The sequence below is a fragment of the Aminobacter sp. HY435 genome (assembly GCF_027568395.1).
GTDB lineage: Bacteria > Pseudomonadota > Alphaproteobacteria > Rhizobiales > Rhizobiaceae > Aminobacter.
In genome coordinates, this window is the sequence record NZ_JANKZL010000013.1 from 22,757 (window position 1) to 42,335 (window position 19,579).

Below are 19,579 nucleotides of genomic sequence, written 5' to 3' on the forward strand. Positions count from 1 at the left end.
CATGGAGGGCTAGTTATGCACGACACCATCGTCTGGATCAGCGGCGCGACACAGGGCATAGGCCTCGGCCTTGCCCGCAACGTGCCGTTCGAGAAGACTCGCGTCATCAACCTGTCGCGGCAGCAGCACCCGGAATACGAGACAGTAACCTTCGACCTTACTGATCCAGCCTCCTGGGACCGCGTGCGCGGCCACTTCATCCGGGAACTCGCAGCATTCCGCGGCAAGCGCGCGATCTTCATTCACAACGCCTATTATTCCGAGGCGATAGGCGTGGTCGGCAAGGTACCGTCCGACAAGTATGAAAAGGGCGTGCTTGCCAATCTGGCGGCGCCCTTCGTACTGGCGGAGGCGTTCCTTGATGCCTGCCGCCCCGGTTATGAGGCCGGTCTGGTGATGCTGTCGTCTGGTGCCGCGGTAGCGGCGCTGGAAGGTCTTGCCTCGTACTGTGCCTCCAAGGTGGCGATCGAGCATTGGGTCGAGGTGGTGTCGCGTGAGCGCGAGAGCCGTGGTGGAACCGGCCCCTGGGTGGTCGCGGTGCGCCCCGGTGGCGTCGATACGCCCGCATTGCGCGCAGCCTCCGAGGTCGACCCCGAAATCTATCCGCGCGTGGCCAGCCTCAGGCGCAACATCGTCAACCGTGTCGACATCGACACTGCCGGCAAGCGGATCTGGGCAGCTCTGCCGCCAGCACCGGACACCGCGGTCATTTCGTTTGCCGAGCCGCCGGGCGATCCGGCTTTCCACTTCGGCGGCCCGCGCGTGAGGCAACTCGCGGGATCGAGCTGGAAGCTGGTCTACGACGCCGGCTGACAAGAAGCTTGCCGAACCGGTGGAGGACCGGCGGCGACGAGGAGCAACAGGGAGGAAATGATGAAATCTCTATGGAAGAAACTGGCGGTCGCCGCTGCCGCCCTCGGGGCGAGCTTCAGCGCCCACGCCGAGGGCTCGGATGCGCCGAAGCCCTTGCCGCAGCGCGAAAAGGTCGTCGTCGCCATGACCGCCAAGGTCGAGGCCTACATCCCCATGATCCTTGCCGACCGAATGGGCGAGTTCGACAAGGAAAACATCGACATCGAATATACTTTCGCCAAGTCGAGCGACGGCATCGTGCTGCTGTCCACCGGCCGCGCCGACGTGCTGGGCGGCCAGCCAAGTGCCGCGGTTTTCAATGCAATTGCCAGCGGCGCCGACATCCGCGTCGTGGCGCCGCTGTTCGTCCAGTCGGCGGCCCAGAAGCAGGGCATCTGGGCCAACAACGCCTTCCTCAATGGCCGCAAGTTCACCGTCGACCTGTTCAAGGACCAGACCATCGCCAGCGCGATCGGCCTCGGCTCGACGGCTTCCTACTTCCTGCAGACGGAACTCGATAAGGTCGGGCTGTCGCTGAAGGATGTGAAGTTCCAAACCATGGCTTCGCCCGACATCCTGGTCGCGCTCGAGAACGGCGCCGTCAATTTCGGCTACCTGATCGATTCCATCTGGCAGAAGGCCGACGCATCCAAGGTGTCGCTGGCGTTCGTGCAGGGGCCGGAGATGTCGGCGGGCTCTTGGAGCTTCGGTCCGCGCCTGCTCAAGGAGCGCCGCGATGTCGGCGAGGCGATGATGCGGGCGCTGGTGCGCACGACGCGCACCTACCTCCAGGGCGACTATCACAAGGACCCGGAAGTCTTGAAGGTCATGGTCGAGGAACTGCAGTTGCCCGAGGAAACGCTGCAGAAGGGCGTGTCGCTGACCTTCGATCCCAATCTTTACATGCCGGCCGATCTGGCGGCACGCCTGCAAAAGACCTACGCGCTGATCCCTGAAGTCCTGTCCTATACGGAGCTGATGCCCGAGGGTCGCGTCGTGGACCAGGGCTTCATTGCTGCTGCGGGGATTCCCATTCCGGCGAAATAGGCAGGTCGTCAGAGGCCCGGTGCAGTTCCGCGAGGCGTTGGTGCCGGGCCGCTATCTGCCTGAGCGTGCAACCAAGGGCAACGGTTCCGGGGCCTTCCTCAGGGTCGGGGCTGACAAGGCCGACGGCAACCGGAACACGCATGAACCTAGACTGGAAGGGTGCCGCGACCGCGGTCACGCCTTCCGCCGAAAAGCCGCGGGAGGTGGCATAGCCTTGTTTGCGAACCGTTCTTACCTTGTCGAGCAGCGTGGCCACACTGGCCGCGCGCCTTGCCGGCGGCTCGGTGCGGAACATGCGCTTGGCAATCTCCACCACCATCTCCTGCGGCTTGCCCGACAAAAGTGCCATGCCAGCTGCGGTCGACCAGTCGTAGTCGGTGAAGCCCTCGACATGGACACCGGCGTGGAAATCGGAACCGGGAATGATGGCCGAGCACTGCACCCAGCGGTCGTTCTGCATGCACAGCCACACCGTCTGGCCGGTGCGGCGATGCAATTCGTCCATCAGGTCGGAGACCACCGTGCCGCCGAAGAACGAGCCTTCGAGACGTCTTGCGAGCGTCACGATCCGGTAGGACGGAAGGTAGACCTTCTGGCGCGGATCGAAGGCAAGGTAACCGGTGCGCACCAGCGTCTTCAAAATGTCGTCGGCGCTGGAATTGGGGATGGCGAGCGCGCGGCTGATCTCGGTCGTGCGCGCCGGCCGGGGATTGGCCTGGAAATATTCAAGCACCGAAAGCACGCGCAGGCTGGACTTCACCACGCCACCGGAGCGGTCGTTGGTGACACCGCGCAGCAGCTCATTGGGCTCGTCGAAACCCAGTTCCACCCGTCTTGCCGTGTTGGCTGCGGCTCCCATAGCGCTCTCCTTTCCTCGTGCCGGTGCACCGGCGCAGAGCGTTCCGTGCCCAGCTTGGCACCACGGCCGGCGCTCGTACTCGGCCATTTGGCCTAGGCCAGCTTCGAACATCAATTCCGAGAACCATGGAAGTCCCGACATCATGCAGACCATCCCACAGGCAATCCGGCACGCCCGCGACGATCTCGACCGCAGCCTGGCCGACCTTCAGCGCATGTTCCGCAAGAAAACCGGCATCGCCTATGTCGGCCGTGTCGATGCGTCGCCGCAGGCGCACAACTGGTTCCGCCGCTTCGGTGAGGATGTCCGCTTCTGCTATGTCAACCCGCGTGGCGGCGAGGCCGGCGGCGTGCCGGTCTTCACATCGATGGCCGAGGTGCCGGACTACGTCGATCTCGCCGTGGTCAAGGTCGCGCCTGCGATTGTCCCCCAGGTGATAGCCGATTGCGGCCGCCGCGGTGTGCGTGACGTGATCGTGTTCAGCTCCGGCTTCTCGGAGGTTGGCGCCGAGGGCGCTGCCCTCGAGGCAAAAGTTGCCGAGGCGGCGCGCGCGCACGGCGTGCGCGTCATCGGTCCGAACACAAATGACAACACCTTCGAACAGTTCCCCGTTCCCGAGCATCATCGCGGTGGGCTGATCGGCCTCGTCACCCAGAGCGGCTTCAACGGCCGGCCCATCGTCGAAGGCGTCGCCATGGGCGCTGCCTTCCGGCGCTGGGTGACGGTGGGCAACGAGGTCGACCTCGAGGTTGCCGACTTCATCAACTACTTCGCCCACGATCCGCAAACGTCCGTCATCGCGTCATATGTCGAAGGATTCAAGTCGATCCCCAAGCTCCGGCTGGCTCTGGAAGCGGCGAACGCCATGAACAAGCCGGTGGTCATGCTCAAGATGGGCTCGACCGAGCGTGGTGCGCGCATGGCCGCCTCGCACACCGGCCACCTTGCTGGTGCCGACGCAGTCATCAACGGCCTGTTCAGGCAATATGGCGTGATCCGCGTCCGCGATCTTGATGAACTTCTCGAAACCGCCAACATGCTGGCCAAGCTGCCGGCGGGCACCGGCCCCAATTGCGCACTCTATTCGGTCTCCGGGGGCTCGACGACGCTGATGGCCGAACTGGCCGACAGCTATGGCGTGAGCTTCCCTGACCTGTCGCCGGCGACCGTCGAGAAGCTCTATGGCCACCTGCCCAGCTACGTCACGGTGTCAAACCCCATCGACAATGGCGGCGGCTTTGCCATCGCCGCTCCGCAGCCGCAGCGTCTCGAAGTTCTTGACCTGATCGCCGCCGACCCCAATGTCGACGTCATCGTGGTTGGGCTGACCGCGGCTCTCGGGCTGCTGTCCGACAGTTTTGCCGCCGACGTGCTGGCGTTTGCACCGCGCTCGCCCAAGCAGATCGTCGCGGTTTGGGGATCGGTCTTGACCGACAGTCCCGGCTATCGCGACCTGGTCAAGTCCGGTGTGCCGATCTTCCGCTCATTCCGCAAGTGCTTCCGCGCGCTGCGCGCCCAGGCCGACCATGCACGCGCCGAAGCTTCGTTCCGCCCGCGCTTGTGGGATGCCGCGCCGCTGACACCCGCCCAGCTCGAAGTGCTTGGTCAGGAGGGGATCCTTGACAGCGCCCAGGCCGCCGCCTTGCTGGCCGGCGCTGGCATCGACCGCGCACGCGAACGCCTGGTCCAAACGGCCGGCGAGGCGCGGGACGCAGTCGCGCAGCTTGGAGGACGCGTCGCCATGAAGATCGCCTCTCCCGATATCGCGCACAAGTCGGACGCCGGGCTCGTCCGGCTCGGCGTGACCGACGGCGAGGCGGCCGCAGCCCTCCATGACGAACTCGTCGCCAGGGCAGCAGCATATTCACCCTCCGCCCGGATCGAAGGCGTCCTCATGCAGGAGCAAATCGGTGTCGGCGTTGAGATGATCGTCGGTCTGTCCCAGGACGCCGACCTTGGCCCGACACTGACTGTGGGCGCCGGCGGCATCTACGCCGAAATCCTCAGGGACGCCGCCACCCGCCCACTGCCTGTGGACAGGGGCGACATCCGCGAGATGATCGCAAGCCTCAGGCTTTCGCCACTGCTCGACGGCGCCCGCGGAGCGCCGGCCGCAGACAAGGAGGCGCTCGTCGAATTGGTTTTCCGACTGGCTCAGTTGGGCCTGGCAGCCGGTCCAGGCATCGCCGAGCTGGACCTAAATCCGGTAATAGTCTTGCCGGACCGTGCAGTCGCGGTTGACGCCCTGGTGGTCAGTCGTCCCGCTTGAGACGACGCTGACCAACCGTCGTCCGGCCGAAGTGTTCCAGGCTCAACGGGCGGCGAGTGTGCCAGTCGATGCGTTGCGATCTCCACGCACCGCCGCCACGACGATGCTTGTGACGGCTGCGACATAGGCGTCGATGGTGGTGCCGCGTTTGCGGTACTTGGCTCGCTTGACGTACCAGTCCTGCAACAGGGGCTTGATGAGCGACGCGGTCAGTTCGATGTCTGAGATGTCAAATGCGCCGCGCGCTACGCCTTGTCGCAGCACACCGGCAAAAATCTCCTCGGTTGCCGCCTCGCTGTCGACCGCCATCCGGCGTTCGGCGGCGGGGAACGACTTGGCTTCCATGTAGGCGAATACGAACCATGGCTGCATCGCCTCGGTCAGACGGATGTGCGTCTCAATCAGCCATTTCATGTGCTCAAGAGGCCGGTCGGCGATCTCCGGAGGTGCGGTGTTCAGCACTTCGGCCACGGTCGTCGACACTTCGCCGAGGATCATCGACAGCAATGTCGCCTTGTTGTCGAAGTGGGAATAGAGCCCGCCCATGCTGAGGCCGGAAGCCTGGGCCAGGTCGCGCAGGCTGGTGGCGTGGAAGCCCTGTTTGTTGGAAAGCTTGAGCGTCGCCTCGATGATGCGGCCCAGATTGGCGACCGCGATATGCGGTTTCTGAACCCGCACGGTTTCGCGATGACGCTCAAGGATGCGGGTGCAAAGCGCCTCGGTCGAGAATGCGGTCGTCCATTGCCTGTGGTTGCCTGCGACGTTCAAGCTGTTTCGTCTCCGCGGTCTGTCGCGCCTCATCTGGCATCGAAATAGCAGCTATTGGTCTGTTGCAAAAGGGGATGAAGGCGAATAAAGAAAGCGAACGCTCGCTCGTTTTTAGGTGTCGCCATGATGCAATTCGACGATCTCAATGGAAAAGCGGCACTCGTCACCGGTGCTTCCGGTGGCCTTGGCCAGCATTTCGCAGAGTTGCTCGCTAGTCATGGGGTGGCGGTCACGCTCGCCGCGCGGCGACGTGAGGCGCTCGAGGAGGCCTGCGCCAGGATCGCTGCCGCCGGCGGCACCGCCCGCGCCATACAGATGGACGTCAGCGATGGCGGATCGGTTGCCGCGGCGCTGTCCGGCGCGAACTTCGACATCCTTGTCAACAATGCCGGCATCTCGGGCGCGTCCCGCGCACTCGACCTCGAGGAGGCCGAATGGGACCGCGTGCTCGACACCAACCTCAAGGGCGTCTTCGTCGTCGCCCAGGCGGTGGCGCGCGGCATGAAGGCTTCGGGCCGGGGTGGGGCGATCGTCAACATCGCATCGATCCTCGGTCACCGCGTCGCCGGCAACCTCAGCGCCTATGCCGCCTCCAAGGCTGGCGTGATCCAGCTGACCAAGGCTCTGGCACTGGAGTGGGCACGCGAAGGCATCCGCGTCAACGCGCTTTGCCCCGGCTATATCGAGACCGACATCAACCGCGACTTCTTCGCCTCCGCAGCCGGACTGGACCTGATCAAGCGCATCCCGCAGCGCCGGCTCGGCCGGCCGCAGGAACTCGACGGCGCGCTGCTTTTGCTCGCTTCCGCTGCCGGCAGCTACATCACCGGCTCGTCGATCGAAGTCGATGGCGGCCACCTCGTTTCATCCCTGTGAGTACCGTCATGAATTTCGATATCCCCGCCCATGTCGAAGACTATCGCGCCCGCATCGCCGATTTTGTCGCCGGCGAGATCCTGCCGCTCGAGGCCGACAAGGCATCCTATGATGAGCACGGCAACATTTCGCTGCCGCTGCTCGCGACCCTCCGCGCCAAGGCGCGGAGCGCCGGCCTGTGGTGCCTGCAGCTCAAGCCGGAGACCGGCGGCGCCGGTCTTGGCAAGATGGGCATGGCGGTCTGCTACGAGGAGATGAACCGCTCGATCTTCGGCCCTGTCGTCTTCAACTCGGCGGCGCCCGACGACGGCAACATGATGGTTCTCGAAGCGCTCGCCACGCCCGAGCAAAAGGAAAGGTGGCTGAAGCCGATTGTCGAGGGCAAGGTGCGCTCGGCTTTCGCCATGACCGAGCCGCATCCCGGTGGCGGTTCCGATCCGTCGATGATCGCCACCCGCGCCGAGCGTCGCGGCGACAAATATGTCGTCACCGGCCGCAAGTGGTTCATTACCGGAGCGGAGGACGCCAGCCACTTCATCCTGGTCGCCCGCACCTCCGATGACCCCAAGCATGGACTTTCCGCGTTGCTCTTCCACAAGGATCAGCCCGGCTGGTCCATCAAGCGCCGCATCGAGATCATGGGTCCGGAAGAGCATGGCGGCCATTGCGAACTCGAGTTCGACGGGCTCGAAATCCCGGTCGAAAACCTCTTGGCCGGCGAGGGCAGGGGCATGAAGGTGACGCAGGTACGGCTTGCGCCGGCGCGGCTCACCCATTGCATGCGCTGGCTCGGCCTGTCCAAGCGCTGCGTCGAAATCGCCCGCGCCTATGCTGCCGAGCGTTATGGTTTCGGCGTCAGGCTGGCCGACCGCGAGAGCATCCAGCTCAAGCTCGGCGATCTCGCCATGCGTATCGAGATCGGCCGCATGCTGGTCATGAAGGCTGCCTGGGAGCTCGACCGCGGCGGCTTTGCCCGCAAGGAAGTTTCGATGGCGAAGGTTCAGGTTGCCAATGTCTTGCATGATGCTGCCGACGTGGCGATCCAGATCAACGGCGCCCGCGGCTACTCCAAGGACACCGTGCTGGAATGGATCTACCGCTATGCCCGCCAGGCGCGGCTGGTCGACGGTGCGGATGAGGTTCACAAGATGGTGCTGAACCGTTTCCTGAATGAGGAAGGCGCGGATTTCTGGCGTTGGAACGTAGAAGGCGAGGCAAATACTTGATGGCTGGGGACAGCAAGGCGCAGATCGACGCTGACTTCGATCCATCGGCCCTCGAAGCGTTTCTCGTCGGACACTTCGGCGAAGGCAGCATGGCGCTCGAACGGATTGGCGGCGGCCAGTCCAACCCGACATACTTCGTCGATTTCGGAGCGCGCCGCATGGTGTTGCGCAAGAAGCCGGCGGGGCCGATCCTGCGCGGCGCGCATGCCATAGACCGCGAGTATCGTGTGCTCGAAGCACTTGCTCCGACCAATGTACCGGTGCCAACACCGGTGCTGTATCATGACGACGATGCGCTGCTCGGGACGCCGTTCTACCTGATGGAACGGCTGGAGGGCCGCGTCTTCCATGATTGCTCGTTGCCGGGCCTGTCGCCTGACGAGCGCCGTGGTATCTATCTCGGCATGGCCGAGGCGATGGCCAGGCTGCATGCGGTTCGTCCCGACGAAGTCGGCCTCGGCGACTATGGCAAGCCGGGAAACTATTTCGAGCGCCAGATCGCCCGCTGGACAAGGCAGCTTGGAGAGTCGCCGAGCGATCGCATTCCGGCGCTGGAAACCGTTGCCGACTGGCTGCCGCAAAACATGCCCGAAGACGATGGCCGGGTGTCGATCGCGCATGGCGATTTCCGTCTCGGCAATCTGTTGTTTCACCCCGACAAACCCGAGGTGATCGGAATCCTCGACTGGGAGTTGTCGACGCTTGGGCACCCGCTCGCCGACCTCGGCTTCTGCTCGATGACCTGGCATTGTTCGCCGGACGAATATGGCGGCATCCTCGGTCTGGACATTGCGGCACTTGGCATTCCGAGCCAGCGCGAATTCCTCGACCATTATTTCGCACACGCGGCCCCGACACCGCAGCTCGAACGCTTCCATCTGGTGTTTTCGCTGTTTCGCTTTGCCGTGATCTTCGTCGGCATCGCCGACAGGGCGCGAGCCGGCAATGCTGCCGCTGCCGATGCCGCGGACGTTGGGCCGCTCGCCGGGCGCTTCGCGGCGCGGGCCATGGAAATCATCAACGGAGCGCGGACGTGGTGAGATGAGTCTGCCGCGGCGGTCCAACCAGCGAAGCGAACCGGCGAAATGCCGCGGCAGCATGCGCTTGTCAGCGTGCTAGGTTCGACGCTTTGCCATTTCAAGGGCAGTCACATCCTTTTCGAGCGACGCGAACTCTTCGATCAAACTGGAGGTCACTGCGCGCACGGCGGGCCAACTCTGCCGTTCGCGGTGGATGAGCAGTCCGATCTCGCTCTGCTGCAGTTCCTGCTCAACGAGCGGTACATGCACGAGCTCGCCTGCCTTAAGTTCCTCTACAAAGCCGGCCGGAGTGAAAAAGCCAAGGCCTATGCCAGCGCGCATGACCTCCTTCGTCATCGGCAGTGAGTTCGTGAGCAGCACCGATCGAAACTGCGCGCCACTGTGGATGAATTCGGCTTCGGCCGCCGCATTGAGGAGCCAGGGGTCGCTCAACATGGCGACTGGATAGGCCGCGCATTCTGTGAGGGTCAGCTCCTTGCGCGTTGCAAGCGGGTGGCCCGGGTGCATGATTGCGCCCAGCCGCAATCTGATTCTGGCAGCTACATCGTAGCCGCTATGCCGCCGGTCGATGAACAGGATCGCCACGTCCGGCCTGCGCGCGCGCATTTCCTCGGCATGGTCGGCAGGGGCGGCATCGATAACGCGAAAGGTAATGTGCGGATGGAGCCGCGAGGTCGCTTCAATCGCACGCGGCAGGATGCGCACGATGGGGGCTGGTATCGACACGATCCGGACTTCGCCATGAACGTCGCCCGAAAGCTCCGTTATCTCTGTTTGGATGGTCTGCCAGCGCGCCAAGGTCTCGCGTGCATGACGAATGACATAGTCGCCTGCCGCTGTCGGACGAACGCCGTTGCCCACCCGTTCGAACAGCGGCGTTCCCATGTCCGCTTCAAGCTTGAGAATCTGCCGGTTCACCGCCGACGAGGCCACATTGAGCACGCTTGCGGCGCGACGGATCGAACCCAGACGCGCCACCTGATCGATATAGCGCAGCACCGAAGCGTGCATGGTCTACCTCTCCAGGGTGATGCCTTTTTGGCATCGCCTGTCTCGAATCTTTATGCTTCCGGAGAGCGCTTGGCTATACTCTAATCATCTTTGAGACGATCGGACAGACCACCGACTCCAGCACTCAAGACTGGCGCGGCGACATGGACGAGGCTCAATGCCGGGCTACAGGAACAGCCCATCGGAAAGGGGAACTTCGATGATTAAGACAGCACTCTCTCGCCGTTCGCTGCTGAAGGCTGGTGCCGGTATGGCCGGTGCGCTTGCCATGCCAGCGATAGTCACCAGCCGTGTCTTCGCGCAGAAAGGCACCCGCTCCATCAACATGCAGCTTGGCTGGCTCGGCGGCGGAAATCAGCTTGGCGAGGTGGTTGCCAAGCATCTCGGTTATTTCGAGCAGGAAGGCCTCGACTTCGCCATTCAGGCTGGCGGACCGTCGATCGACGGCGTGGCGATCGTAGCCTCAGGCCGTTACGAAATCGGACAGGTTTCGTCCAGCCCCTCGCTCATGCTTGCTGCCTCGCAGGGCATCCCGGTGAAGGCCTTCGCGGTGAGCGCGCAGGAGCATCCCTACGCCTACATCTCGCTGGCTTCCAATCCGATCAAGACCCCGCAGGACATGGTCGGCAAGAAGATCGGTATTCAGGCGACCGGCAAGGTACTGCTCACTGCCCTGCTCAAGAAGGCCGGTATCCCCGAAAGCGAGGTCGAGGTCGTCGTGATCGGAGCCGACATGACGCCGTTGCTGACCGGTCAGGTGCACGCCGCCACCGGGTGGCTGACCAACACCACCGCGATTGCGGCACTCGGCCAGGACTACGTTGCCATGAAGCTGTGGGACCAGGGCGTCCAGCTGTACGGCAACCCCTATTACGCCACCGCCGACACGATCGAAAAAGACCAGGAGATGCTGACCGGCTTCCTCAAGGCGTCGGGCAAGGGCTGGGAGTATGCCAATTCCAATCCGGAAGCCGCGGTCGACCTGCTGTTGAAGGAATTCCCGAATCTTGTCCGTGACGACGAGATCGCCGCTTCCAAGGTGCTGCTCGCCCACATCTTCACGCCCGCGACCGCCGCTGGCGGCTGGGGCACGATGGATCCGGCCATTTGGCAGGGTCAGATCTCTCTTTACGATGAGCTCCAGCAGTTCTCGGCCGGCGCGCCGAAGCTGGAAAACGTCATCTCGATGGCCCCGCTGGAAGCGACGGCTGCCGACCGCCCCAAGATCGGCTGAAGGGAGGCCTGAGATGGCACTTGCCGCGCTCGAATTCGACCGGCCCGCGCCGGTATCCATGTCGATGGCTGATGAAATTGCCGTCGACCTGAAACAGGTTTCGGTCCGCTTCACGACCGAGCGCGGAACCATCACTGCGCTGGACAACATCGATCTTTCCGTGGTGACGGGCGGCTTCCTGACGCTGCTAGGACCTTCGGGCTGCGGCAAGTCCACGCTTCTGCGAGTCGTTGCCGACATCATCAAGCCGTCCAGCGGCTCGGCGAGCGTGCTCGGCGGCGTGCCATCTCTGGCTCGCTCTCGTCGCGACATCGGCTTCGTCTTCCAGGATGCGGCGCTTCTGCCCTGGCGCACGGTTCTGGACAATGTGACATTGCCGCTCGAAGTGGGCGGCGGCGCCCCGGCAGGGAGAGCGCGGGATCCGCGCGAACTGCTCGAACTCGTCGGGCTTTCGGGCTGGGAGAAAGCATTCCCGCACGAACTCTCGGGCGGCATGCGGCAGCGTGTGTCGATCGCGCGCGCGCTCGTCTCCAGCCCCAAGCTGCTCCTCATGGACGAGCCGTTCGGGGCGCTCGACGAGATTACGCGCGATCGCCTCAACGAGGAACTTCTCGCCGTCTGGGAGCGTACCGGAACGACGATCCTCTTTGTCACCCACTCAATCTACGAGGCGGCATTCCTCGGCCAGCAAGTGCTGCTGCTTGCGGCGCGTCCGGGCCGGGTGCGCGAAATGGTGCCGGTCGATCTGCCATCTCCTCGGCGTGTTGCCATGCGCGAGACGCCGCAATTCGTCTCGCTCGTGACCCGTCTGCGCAAAGTGCTGGAGACCTGCTGACATGGCCAACACCGCAACAATGGGCGCGTTTGTCGACGACAACGAAGCCCAGGAAGTCTACCTCGCGGCCAAGCGCCGGCTTCTCTGGCGCAGGCGGCTGCTGCCGGTCGTGACGTTCCTGACGCTGCTCGTCGTCTGGGAAGTCAGTGTCCGGGTGTTCGAGATCAAGCCCTTCATTGCACCGGCACCCAGCGCCGTGATGCAGGTGCTGGTCAGCAAATTCCCGATGCTGATGCAGAACCTGCTGCCGACGGCCATCGAGGCGATCGCCGGCTTCATCATCGGCAATCTGGCGGCGATCAGCATCGCCACCGCCTTTGCCTACAAGCAGAGCCTGGAAGAGGCATTCTTCCCGATCGCGGTGATGGTCAACACCATCCCCGTCGTGGCGAAGGCGCCGATCCTGGTGCTGCTGCTCGGCAACGGCATGGAGCCGAAGATCGCGATTGCCGCGCTGATCTGCTTTTTCCCGACGCTCGTCAACATGACGCGCGGCTTGCGTGACGTGAATGCGCAGCAACTCGAGCTGATGCACGTGCTGTCGGCTTCGCCGCGCGAGGTCTTCATCAAGGTCCGGCTCAAGAACTCGCTGCCCTATCTGTTTTCGGCGCTGAAGATCGCCGCCTCGACGGCCGTCATCGGCGCCATCGTCGGCGAATGGATCGGATCGACGGTGGGTATCGGCGCCCTGATCATTCAGGCCACCTACAACTTCGACTCGCCGCTTCTCTACGCAACCATCGTCGTCGGATCGGTCTTTTCGGCCTCCTTCTTCGGCGTGATCTCGTGGATGGAACGCTACTTCCTCACCTGGAACGCATCGGGCACGCGCTGAGCCGCCGCCCGCACATAACTTGGGAGACCCAAATGACTTCTCGACAGATGATTGACGAGCCGGGCGGCAAGGTTCCCGTCGTCGCGGAAGCCGACCTCGTCGTGGTCGGCGGCGGTCCGGCCGGCATCGCGGCTGCGGTGGCCGGCGCGCGCAACGGCCTCTCGGTCGTGCTTCTGGAGCGATATGCCTATCTCGGCGGCCTGGCATCGGGCGGCATGGTGCTGGTGCTCGACGACATGTGCAACGGCAATGAAGTGACCGTGAAGGGCCTTTGCGGCGAACTCATCGACCGCATGACGACGATGGGGCTTTGCGTGACGCCGCCTGAAGCCGACTGGATCGCCGACGAAGCCAAGTTCCGGCAGTGGGCGCGCTGGGGTACCTACAACTTCCACAGCCATTCCAAGCCGCAGCCGGTTTGCTATGCCTCGGCTTTCGATCCCGACGGGTTCAAGCGTGCATCCAACGACATGATTGCCGAAGCCGGCATCAATCTCAGGCTGCACTCCTGGTTCTCGAAGACGATCGTCGAGGATGGGGTCGTCAAGGGTGTCATCTGCGACTCCAAGTCGGGTCGCCAGGCGATCCTCGGCAAGGTCGTGGTCGACGCGACCGGCGACCTCGATGTCGCGGCCTCTGCCGGCGCCGCGCACAGCCAGGGTTCTTTCATCGTCACCACGGTGTTCCGCCTGGGTGGCATCGACACCGAAGAGGCCGAGCGCTTCGAATATGCAGAGCCGGAAGCTTTCGCGCAGGTCGACCGCGAGGCAAAGCGCATCATGGGCGGTTCCTGGGAACGCTGGTGGCTGAAGACGCCGCTGCCCGGCATCGTCTGGTGCAACTGCCCGCACATGGCAGGCTTCGACGGAACCTCGGTCGAGGACCTGACCCGCGCCGACTTCAAGGGGCGCGAGAAGATCGCAGCCCTGGTCGAATATGTGCGTGCCAGCGTTCCGGGCTTCCAGAACGCATTCGTGGTCGACGTTGCGCCCCAGGTTGGCGTGCGCACCTCCCGCCTGCTCGAGGGCGAATATGTGCTGACCAAGGAGGACGTGTCGTCCCGTCGCCACTTCGCCGACTCCGTCGCGCGCGGCCGGGACTACTATTATCCGTATCGCACGCTGCTGCCCAAGGATGTGAAGCAACTCCTCGTCGCCGGCCGGCATTATTCCTCGACCGCCGCGGCCCAGCGCATCTCGCGCGAGATCCCGCCCTGCATGGCGATGGGCGAAGCGGTTGGCGTCGCTGCCTCCGTCGCGCTCGACCAGGGCGTGACGGTCGACAAGGTGGAGATTGCCAAGGTGCAGCGCCTGCTGCGTGAGCAGGGTGCCGATCCGGGCGATCAGCCTGCGCCGAACGCCACGTTCCAGGCGGCGGCGGAATGAGGAGAGACAAGCAGATGAACACCACCGACACCCAGCCGCTTTCCGGCGTCAAGGTCATCGATTTCACCCAGGTTATGCTCGGCCCCTGCTGCACCCAGGTGCTGGCCGACTACGGCGCTGATGTCATCAAGATCGAGCGGCCGGGGGCGGGCGATCTCTCCCGCACCTCGATCGCCGACGATCCGGATGGCATGAACAATCCCGTCTTCCGCAGTCTTAACCGCAACAAGCGTTCGATCGCGCTCGACCTGCGCAAGGATGAAGCGAAGGAAGTCATCTACGACCTGGTCCGCAACGCAGACGTGGTCGTCAACAATTTCCGCGCCGGCGTGATGGAGCGCATGGGCTTCGGCTACGACAAGCTGTCTGAGATCAACCCGCGCATCATCTGCGCCTTCGGCTCGGGTTTTGGCCCGTCCGGCCCGCTCTCCCACAAGGGTGGGCAAGACATCCTTGCCCAGGCCTTGTCGGGCGTGATGGCGCGACGCGCCGATGCGTCAACGCCGATGACGATCTATCCAACCGCGCTCGCCGACTACTCGGCGGGGATGCATCTCGTGCAGGCAATTCTGCTCGCGCTGCTACAACGCGGCAAGACGGGACGAGGCCAGGCCGTGTCGGTCTCCCTGTTCGAATCCATGCTGGCGATGCAGATGCAGGAAGCGGCGATGTGGCTGCAGCGAAAGAAGGACCTCAACTGGGCTTCCTTCCCGCTCACCGGCGCCTTCGAAACGACTGATGGCGCGCTGGTTTTGGTCGGCGCGTTCAAGGTGAACCCGCTCAAGGACATCTCGGCGGCACTTGGCCTGCCTGATCTGTCGCAGGAGGAGCGTTTCTCGACCTTTGCGCGGCAGATGGACAACAAGGCAGAGCTTCACCGCATGTTCGGCGAGAAGTTTTCCTCGGGAACCACCGAACACTGGCTGGCGAAACTCGAGGAGCAGGACATCCTGTGCTCGCCGGTTCTCAGCCTGGCCGAGGCGCTCGACCATGGGCAGACGGCTGAAAACGGTTCAGTCATCGAGGTCGAAGGTGCCCGCGCGCCGATGCAACTGATGGGCACGCCGCTGACCATGAGCGGCGACGCGTTCCAGGTACGCCGTGCGCCGCCGGATCTCGGCGCGGACGGAGCAGATGTTCTGCGTGAGGCCGGCTACTCGCCAGAGAAGATCGATGCGCTGATTGCAGCTGGCATCCTCACCGGCGAGCGTCGCGGAGAGGCGGCATGAGCGTCGCATTCACCGTCGAAAACCACGTCGCACGGGTCACGATCGATCGGCCGGAGCGCATGAACGCGGTCGATCTGGCGACCGAGGCGGAACTCGTCCGCATCTGGGAGGCTATCGAAAAGGATCGCAGCGTGCGTGTCGTCGTGCTGACGGGGGCGGGCGATCGCGCCTTTTGCACCGGCGCCGACATGAAGGGCACCAGCGGCCTGTCCGGCCTCGAATACTGGGCAGCCGAGCGCAAGGGCGGTTTCGGCGGCATCGCCTTGAGGGATACGCTTGATGTGCCGGTCATCGCCCGCGTGAATGGCCATGCGCTTGGCGGCGGCATGGAAATGGTGCTTGGCTGCGACATCGTCATTGCATCTGAAAAGGCGACGTTCGGGCTGCCGGAGCCACGCGTCGGCAGGCTGGCGCTCGATGGCGGCATTGCCCTTCTGGCGCGGCGCATTCCGCATGTCCACGCCATGGGCATGCTGCTGACCGGCCGGCGCATCGACGCGGCCAAGGCGCACGAGTTCGGCCTCGTCAATGAGGTGGTGGCGCCCGATGCGCTCGACGAAGCGGTCGATCGCTGGGTCGCGGACGTCCTTGCCTGTGCGCCGCTTTCGGTGCGGGCGGTAAAGGCGATGGTGCGGGCCGGGGAAGGCTTGAGCGCCAGGGAAGCGCAGATGCTGCGTCTGCCGCAATTGATCGAGGCGCTACAGTCGCAAGACCAGAACGAGGGTGTCGCAGCCTTCGTCGAAAAGCGCGCCCCGAACTGGTCTGGCAAGTAACGGCCATGCCCTATGTGATCGCCTCTGCCTGCATCGATGTAAAGGATGGCGATTGCCAGGACGTCTGCCCCGTCGAATGCATCTACGAAGGAGGTCGGATGATGTACATTCATCCGACCGAATGCATCAGTTGCGGTCTGTGCCTCTCCATATGCCCTGTCGACGCGATCTTCGCCGACGATGAACTGCCTTCACATGAAGGGCGGTTCCTCGCGATCAATGCCGAGTTCTTCGGCGAAGGGGTCACGGGCTGGGGCGAGCCCGGAGGCGCAACGGACAAATTTCGCACCGATCTCGATCATGCCGAGGTTGCCGGTGCGCCCAGGAAGGAATCCATAATATCATGACAGTGCACCAGAACTTCATCGCCGGCCGCTGGACGGACGGTGCTGAAGCAGCAGAAAACTACAACCCATCCAACACGAACGAAGTCATCGGAACCTACGCGCGGGCATCGCGCAAGGATGCGGACGATGCGATCGCGGCGGCGCGTGCTGCGTTGCCGGCCTGGTCGCGCTCAGGCATCCAGCAGCGCCATGACATCCTGAAGAGAGTTGGAGACGAGATCCTCGCCCGGAAGGACGAACTCGGTCTGCTGCTGGCGCGCGAGGAGGGCAAGACCCTCCCCGAGGCAGTGGGCGAGGTCACGCGTGCGGCGCAGATCTTCGACTTCTTCTCGGGCGAAGTGCTCCGGCTGGCAGGTGAGAAGCTCGCCTCCACGCGCCCCGGCATCGAGGTCGAAATCACGCGCGAGCCGGTGGGTGTCGTCGGCATCATCACGCCGTGGAATTTCCCGATCGCCATTCCCGCCTGGAAGATTGCGCCAGCACTTGCCTATGGCAATTGCGTGGTCTTCAAGCCCGCCGATCTGGTTCCCGCTTCGGCCTGGGCGCTGTCCGACATCATCATCCGCGCTGGCACTCCGGAAGGGGTGTTCAATCTCGTGATGGGCCGCGGCGCCATCGTCGGCGACGCAATGCTGAACGATCCCCGGATCGACGCCATCACGTTCACCGGTTCCGTTGCCACCGGCAAGAAGGTCGCTTTTGCCTGTGTCGAAAACATGCGCAAGTTCCAGCTGGAGATGGGCGGCAAGAACCCGATGGTCGTGCTCGACGACGCTGATCTCGGCGTCGCGGTGGAGGCTTGCGCGAACGGCGCGTTCTTCTCGACCGGTCAGCGCTGCACGGCCTCATCGCGCCTTGTGGTGACCGAAGGCATCCACGACCGCTTCGTGTCTGCACTGACCGAGCGGTTGAAGGGGCTCGTCGTTGACGATGCGGTGAAGAGCGGCACGCATGTCGGTCCCGTGGTCGACCAGAACCAACTCGACCAGGATCTGTCCTACATCGACATCGGCCAGAAGGAAGGCGCCAGACTTGCATGGGGCGGCGAGCGGCTCAGTCGAAATCACCCGGGCTTTTACCTGCAGCCCGCGCTCTTCACGGAGACAAGCGCGGACATGCGCATCAACCGCGAGGAGATCTTCGGCCCGGTCGCAAGTGTCATGCGGGTCAAGGACTATGATGAGGCCCTTGCTGTCGCAAACGATACCGTCTTCGGCCTGTCGGCGGGCATCTGCACGACCAGCCTGAAGCATGCGTCGCATTTCCGGCGCAACGTCGAAGCCGGCATGGTGATGGTCAACCTGCCGACGGCCGGTGTCGACTACCACGCACCGTTCGGCGGCCGAAAGGCATCGTCCTATGGCCCGCGCGAACAGGGCCGATACGCCGCTGAGTTCTATACGACGGTGAAGACTGCCTACACGCAGCCTTGACGTCCTCAGCGGCCATTTCCCCCGGGAAACGGCCATCCTCAACGGCATCAAGTCAGGAGCCAGCCGATGGGCATTCTCAAAGGCGTCATCGCCGCCGCCGCTACGCCGCTCAACGATGATCTTTCGATCAACCTCAGCGGCCTCGTTCAACATTGCGCCTACCTTCTCGACAAAGGTGGCTGTGACGGTATCAACCTGCTTGGGACGACAGGCGAAGCGACGTCCTTTTCGCTCGAACAGCGGATCGAGGCGATGCGGGCCATCGCTTCGTCCGGCTTGTCGATGTCACGTTTCATGGTCGGTACGGGCGCTGCGGCATTTGACGATGCCGTGACGTTGACCGCTTCCGCGAAAGAGCTCGGCTTTGCAGGCGCATTGCTGCTGCCGCCGTTCTACTACAAGGGCATCGATGTCGACGCCTTGGTCGCCTATGTGACGGCGGTGGTGGAGCGCGTTGGCGCAGAGGGCTTGCCACTTTATCTCTATCACTTTCCTGCGAATTCCGGCGTGCCCTATGCTGCAGATGGCGTGAAGCGTTTGCGCGACCGTTTTCCTGGAGTGCTGAAGGGGCTAAAGGATTCCTCGGGAGATCTGGACTATTCGGCGGGCCTGGCACGGGATCTTCCAGGCTTCGACGTTTTCCCGAGTGCTGAAGCGTCGATAGGAAAGGCATCGGAGCTTGGTTTCGCAGGCTGCATCTCCGCGACTGCGAACGTGACCGGACCCTTTGCCCAGGCCGCGTTCACAGGCACGTCGGATGGAGACAAGGCCGATGGCCTTGCGGCCGCCGTGCATATTCGCGGTGAAATCTCCAAATTTCCGCTTGTCGCTGCAGTCAAGGAAACATTGGCGCTGACAAGCGGCCACGCAGGTTGGCGACGGCTCGTGCCTCCACTGGGAAGCCTGTCGGCCGCCCAGTCCGATGCGCTGCGAACTGCACTTGCGCAGACCGAACTCGGTCAACTGCTTAGGCCTGTTTCGTAGACGGACGACGCCCGTTCAGGGCCGTTTCGTCAGCAGTTGCCGCAACGACAGTGGCATCTTCGGCCTTGAACGGTTCATCGCGACAGGCGCTTTTCGTCGTCGATGAGGATCAGCCGGGCAGGGGCCGCATCGCTCCAAGTCCAGAGTACCAGGTTGAGATCGTCCATCGTGGCGCCCGGGGCGAAGCTTCTCACCAGCAAGCCATGATATCCGCCGTCAATCAGCCGGCGGGCGAAAGCCTGCGTTCGAGCTTCGCCGCGTGATTTCATCTGGTCGCGCCATGTGCCATCGGCCAGCGCGATTTCGTCCATTTCGGCCGCTTTGAGCGCGTGATCGTCCCGGCAATCGAACACGCGGTCGATTTCGGCTTCGTAGCTGACGAGCGTGGTAGGCTGGAGGTTGCCGACCTGGTTGGCTTCGCGCAGTGCGGTCATCATCGCCAGTGATGCATACAGGGCAGGCAGGCCCTTGGGATTGAACCGGCCGCCGTAGAGTTCGGCGCCGCGGCCGGACAGGGGCTCGCGCGCATAGACCGGGTTCAGCGCTCGATAGAGCTTTCCCTGATATCGCACGACG

At 63.7% G+C, this 19,579-nt stretch carries 19 protein-coding genes; 15 read left to right on the forward strand and 4 right to left on the reverse strand.

The annotated features are described in order from the left end of the window. Positions 1-15: 15 nt before the first annotated feature. The gene (locus tag PCJ21_RS18950; RefSeq protein ID WP_269932997.1) at positions 16-813 is read left to right on the forward strand and encodes an SDR family NAD(P)-dependent oxidoreductase; all 798 of its coding nucleotides are present in this window, start codon (positions 16-18) and stop codon (positions 811-813) included. Positions 814-873: 60 nt separating this feature from the next. Then, on the forward strand, positions 874-1,899 hold the full coding sequence (locus PCJ21_RS18955; RefSeq protein WP_269932998.1) for an ABC transporter substrate-binding protein: 1,026 nt from the start codon (positions 874-876) through the stop codon (positions 1,897-1,899). On the opposite strand, the gene PCJ21_RS18960 is transcribed toward PCJ21_RS18955, so the two are convergent. Continuing rightward, complete coding sequence (locus PCJ21_RS18960) at positions 1,862-2,758, reverse strand: IclR family transcriptional regulator (protein WP_269932999.1); 897 nt, start codon at positions 2,756-2,758, stop codon at positions 1,862-1,864. The two genes, PCJ21_RS18955 and PCJ21_RS18960, sit on opposite strands and share 38 nt — an antisense overlap. 142 nt (positions 2,759-2,900) lie before the next feature. Here PCJ21_RS18960 and PCJ21_RS18965 point away from each other — a divergent pair, with 142 nt between their 5' ends. Next, a complete protein-coding gene (locus PCJ21_RS18965; protein ID WP_269933000.1) occupies positions 2,901-5,027 on the forward strand; it encodes an acetate--CoA ligase family protein in 2,127 nt (708 codons plus the stop codon). Between the two features lie 42 nt (positions 5,028-5,069). On the opposite strand, the gene PCJ21_RS18970 is transcribed toward PCJ21_RS18965, so the two are convergent. Continuing rightward, a complete protein-coding gene (locus tag PCJ21_RS18970) occupies positions 5,070-5,795 on the reverse strand; it encodes a TetR/AcrR family transcriptional regulator (protein ID WP_269933001.1) in 726 nt (241 codons plus the stop codon). A gap of 126 nt (positions 5,796-5,921) precedes the next feature. On the opposite strand from PCJ21_RS18970, the gene PCJ21_RS18975 reads away from it, so the two are divergent. From PCJ21_RS18975 to PCJ21_RS18985, 3 genes are read left to right on the forward strand one after another with little or no spacing between them, the layout of a single operon-like run. Next, entirely contained in the window at positions 5,922-6,671 is a 750-nt protein-coding gene (locus tag PCJ21_RS18975; protein WP_269933138.1) for an SDR family NAD(P)-dependent oxidoreductase, read from the forward strand. Between the two features lie 8 nt (positions 6,672-6,679). Further along, on the forward strand, positions 6,680-7,897 hold the full coding sequence (locus tag PCJ21_RS18980; RefSeq protein WP_269933002.1) for an acyl-CoA dehydrogenase family protein: 1,218 nt from the start codon (positions 6,680-6,682) through the stop codon (positions 7,895-7,897). Next, positions 7,897-8,937: a phosphotransferase family protein gene (locus PCJ21_RS18985; RefSeq protein WP_269933003.1), complete on the forward strand. Its 1,041-nt coding sequence runs from the start codon at positions 7,897-7,899 to the stop codon at positions 8,935-8,937. The genes PCJ21_RS18980 and PCJ21_RS18985 overlap by 1 nt, the downstream gene beginning before the upstream one ends. A gap of 75 nt (positions 8,938-9,012) precedes the next feature. Here the strand turns inward: PCJ21_RS18985 and PCJ21_RS18990 are convergent, their stop codons facing one another. Further along, positions 9,013-9,948 carry a LysR family transcriptional regulator gene (locus PCJ21_RS18990; protein ID WP_269933004.1) on the reverse strand — a complete coding sequence of 312 codons (936 nt, stop codon included), beginning with the start codon at positions 9,946-9,948 and terminating at the stop codon, positions 9,013-9,015. Between the two features lie 199 nt (positions 9,949-10,147). Between PCJ21_RS18990 and PCJ21_RS18995 the strand changes: the two genes are divergently transcribed. From PCJ21_RS18995 to PCJ21_RS19035, 9 genes are all read left to right on the forward strand, one after another. After that, entirely contained in the window at positions 10,148-11,182 is a 1,035-nt protein-coding gene (locus tag PCJ21_RS18995; protein WP_269933005.1) for an ABC transporter substrate-binding protein, read from the forward strand. Between the two features lie 13 nt (positions 11,183-11,195). Next, positions 11,196-12,017: an ABC transporter ATP-binding protein gene (locus PCJ21_RS19000; protein WP_442866043.1), complete on the forward strand. Its 822-nt coding sequence runs from the start codon at positions 11,196-11,198 to the stop codon at positions 12,015-12,017. A 1-nt stretch (position 12,018) separates the two neighbouring features. Continuing rightward, the gene (locus PCJ21_RS19005) at positions 12,019-12,852 is read left to right on the forward strand and encodes an ABC transporter permease (RefSeq protein WP_269933006.1); all 834 of its coding nucleotides are present in this window, start codon (positions 12,019-12,021) and stop codon (positions 12,850-12,852) included. 32 nt (positions 12,853-12,884) lie between these two features. Further along, the gene (locus PCJ21_RS19010) at positions 12,885-14,237 is read left to right on the forward strand and encodes an FAD-dependent oxidoreductase (protein ID WP_269933007.1); all 1,353 of its coding nucleotides are present in this window, start codon (positions 12,885-12,887) and stop codon (positions 14,235-14,237) included. Positions 14,238-14,251: 14 nt separating this feature from the next. Further along, on the forward strand, positions 14,252-15,466 hold the full coding sequence (locus tag PCJ21_RS19015) for a CaiB/BaiF CoA transferase family protein (RefSeq protein ID WP_269933008.1): 1,215 nt from the start codon (positions 14,252-14,254) through the stop codon (positions 15,464-15,466). Then, the gene (locus PCJ21_RS19020; RefSeq protein WP_269933009.1) at positions 15,463-16,239 is read left to right on the forward strand and encodes an enoyl-CoA hydratase-related protein; all 777 of its coding nucleotides are present in this window, start codon (positions 15,463-15,465) and stop codon (positions 16,237-16,239) included. Before PCJ21_RS19015 ends, PCJ21_RS19020 begins: the two co-directional genes overlap by 4 nt. Positions 16,240-16,244: 5 nt before the next feature. Then, the gene (fdxA, locus tag PCJ21_RS19025; protein WP_269933010.1) at positions 16,245-16,586 is read left to right on the forward strand and encodes a ferredoxin; all 342 of its coding nucleotides are present in this window, start codon (positions 16,245-16,247) and stop codon (positions 16,584-16,586) included. Continuing rightward, positions 16,583-18,019, forward strand: coding sequence for an aldehyde dehydrogenase family protein (locus PCJ21_RS19030; protein WP_269933011.1), 1,437 nt, complete (start codon positions 16,583-16,585; stop codon positions 18,017-18,019). The genes fdxA and PCJ21_RS19030 overlap by 4 nt, the downstream gene beginning before the upstream one ends. Before the next feature lie 66 nt (positions 18,020-18,085). Further along, positions 18,086-19,003 (forward strand): dihydrodipicolinate synthase family protein, encoded by a 918-nt coding sequence (locus PCJ21_RS19035; protein WP_269933012.1) that lies wholly within the window; start codon positions 18,086-18,088, stop codon positions 19,001-19,003. Between the two features lie 74 nt (positions 19,004-19,077). Here PCJ21_RS19035 and PCJ21_RS19040 read toward each other — a convergent pair whose 3' ends face one another. Continuing rightward, complete coding sequence (locus PCJ21_RS19040) at positions 19,078-19,575, reverse strand: RES family NAD+ phosphorylase (protein ID WP_269933140.1); 498 nt, start codon at positions 19,573-19,575, stop codon at positions 19,078-19,080. Between the last annotated feature and the right edge of the window lie 4 nt (positions 19,576-19,579).

Coding starts and splice junctions, on each gene's coding strand:
- PCJ21_RS18950 (WP_269932997.1), top strand. CDS start 16: ATGCACGACACCATCGTCTGGATCAGCGGCGCGACACAGGGCATAGGC.
- PCJ21_RS18955 (WP_269932998.1), top strand. CDS start 874: ATGAAATCTCTATGGAAGAAACTGGCGGTCGCCGCTGCCGCCCTCGGG.
- PCJ21_RS18960 (WP_269932999.1), bottom strand. CDS start 2,758: ATGGGAGCCGCAGCCAACACGGCAAGACGGGTGGAACTGGGTTTCGAC.
- PCJ21_RS18965 (WP_269933000.1), top strand. CDS start 2,901: ATGCAGACCATCCCACAGGCAATCCGGCACGCCCGCGACGATCTCGAC.
- PCJ21_RS18975 (WP_269933138.1), top strand. CDS start 5,922: ATGCAATTCGACGATCTCAATGGAAAAGCGGCACTCGTCACCGGTGCT.
- PCJ21_RS18980 (WP_269933002.1), top strand. CDS start 6,680: ATGAATTTCGATATCCCCGCCCATGTCGAAGACTATCGCGCCCGCATC.
- PCJ21_RS18985 (WP_269933003.1), top strand. CDS start 7,897: ATGGCTGGGGACAGCAAGGCGCAGATCGACGCTGACTTCGATCCATCG.
- PCJ21_RS18990 (WP_269933004.1), bottom strand. CDS start 9,948: ATGCACGCTTCGGTGCTGCGCTATATCGATCAGGTGGCGCGTCTGGGT.
- PCJ21_RS18995 (WP_269933005.1), top strand. CDS start 10,148: ATGATTAAGACAGCACTCTCTCGCCGTTCGCTGCTGAAGGCTGGTGCC.
- PCJ21_RS19000 (WP_442866043.1), top strand. CDS start 11,196: ATGGCACTTGCCGCGCTCGAATTCGACCGGCCCGCGCCGGTATCCATG.
- PCJ21_RS19005 (WP_269933006.1), top strand. CDS start 12,019: ATGGCCAACACCGCAACAATGGGCGCGTTTGTCGACGACAACGAAGCC.
- PCJ21_RS19010 (WP_269933007.1), top strand. CDS start 12,885: ATGACTTCTCGACAGATGATTGACGAGCCGGGCGGCAAGGTTCCCGTC.
- PCJ21_RS19015 (WP_269933008.1), top strand. CDS start 14,252: ATGAACACCACCGACACCCAGCCGCTTTCCGGCGTCAAGGTCATCGAT.
- PCJ21_RS19020 (WP_269933009.1), top strand. CDS start 15,463: ATGAGCGTCGCATTCACCGTCGAAAACCACGTCGCACGGGTCACGATC.
- fdxA (WP_269933010.1), top strand. CDS start 16,245: ATGCCCTATGTGATCGCCTCTGCCTGCATCGATGTAAAGGATGGCGAT.
- PCJ21_RS19030 (WP_269933011.1), top strand. CDS start 16,583: ATGACAGTGCACCAGAACTTCATCGCCGGCCGCTGGACGGACGGTGCT.
- PCJ21_RS19035 (WP_269933012.1), top strand. CDS start 18,086: ATGGGCATTCTCAAAGGCGTCATCGCCGCCGCCGCTACGCCGCTCAAC.